General features: G+C 47.4%; 1 protein-coding gene. It reads right to left on the bottom strand.

Features of this window, described 5'->3' with window-relative positions:
- Positions 1 to 127 precede the first annotated feature (127 nt).
- On the bottom strand, positions 128 to 1,490 hold a 1,363-nt coding region (locus tag R7Q38_RS23240; RefSeq protein WP_318114443.1), incomplete at its 5' end, for an amino acid permease.

The raw sequence follows: 1,490 nt of genomic DNA, 5'->3' as shown, positions 1-1,490 counted from the left end.
GCATTCCAGCCGAAACAATGAAGACAAAGGCATTTGGCTACGCGAGTTGGTTTCTTCGACCATCACCTCTCACATATAACAAAGGGCACCAAAGGGTGCCCAGAATGTTTGTCATTGAGAGTCTGTGTTATACCGCTTGCGAAGCTGGCGCGGCTTCTTTTATACGCTCTTCCTGATTCAATGATTTCTCGTATTGGCTGTACTTCCACCAAGCAAAGCCAAGGAAAATCACGATACCGCCAACGTTGTAGAAAATGATGGTCATGATGTCGGCCCCTGTAGGGAAGGTCGATGCTAAGAAACCAACCGTAAAGATAGCGATCAGTACCGATACGGTAGCGATGCCCATTTTGCGTGAGCCCATTTTGAAATCACGCTCGACGTGATCCAGTTTCAAGCGCAGATTCAGGTACGCCAACATGATGAACAGTGGTGGGAGCATGGATGCCGCCGCGGTCATGTTGATCACGGTGTTCATCAGATCTTGAGCGGTGTTAGAACCTAATGTTGGGATGATCATCAGTGGGATAACGATAAGGAACTGATACCAAGCTGCGCGAGCTGGTACGCCGTTTTCGTTCAGCTCTACGGTTTTCTTACCAAAAATGCCTTCTGGAATCTCAGAGAAGAAGATTTTCACTGGCGTTGCTGTCCACATCAGTAGAGAGCCAAACATAGCGGTAAAGGATACCAAGCCTACGAAGCGGTTCATCAATATTTCTGGCAAACCAAAGTACGCAGCCAAACCTTCAAATACTTGAACCGATCCGCCCGTGTATTTTAGGGTTTCGCTAGGAACAAATACGTTAATCAAAACAGACGCAATTGAGTAAAGCACGCCGATAAAGATACCTGCGATGATGATGACTTTAACGAACGATTTCGAGCCGCCTTTCACATCGTTTACGTAAACCGCGACCGATTCCGCACCGCCTGCCGCCATAAAGATCCATGTAGTAATGCCTAAAAATGCCCAGCTGAAATCAGGGATCATCGCTTCTACAGTAATTGGGTCAGCTGGTTCTACGCCGCCGAACAACGCTGCGCCAGCCAGTAAAATGTACGACATTGTCAGTAGCAGCATGAGGGAGGAGGTCACCGACGTAATTGGCCCCAACATTTTCGCGCCGTTCGTCGATACGTAGGTCGCAAACGCAAACAAAATCATACTGAGCACGGTAGTGGTGAATGGCGTCAGAATGTATTCATAGCCCAAGAACGCGTAAGACGCATAAGCGATAACACGCGGCAGCAAGGACGTGAAGAAGAATAGGTTAACGAACCAGTAAGTGTAGGCAGAGATAAACGCCCAGCGACCGCCAAGTGAGCTTTTTACCCATGCGTAGACCCCCGCTTCAGAATCTTTATTCAGAGATACGAATTCTGCGATGATCAAACAGAAAGGGATGAAATAAAAAATGGTCGCCAGAAAGAACATTGGCGCAGACGCTAGACCGATCTCGATGTTGTTATTGATTACGTTATTAAAG

Source organism: Vibrio sp. Vb0598, assembly GCF_033338935.1.
GTDB classification, from domain to species: domain Bacteria; phylum Pseudomonadota; class Gammaproteobacteria; order Enterobacterales; family Vibrionaceae; genus Vibrio; species Vibrio alginolyticus.
The sequence above is the reverse complement of the archived record's forward strand: the minus strand, read 5'-3'. Positions and strand labels throughout refer to the sequence as shown.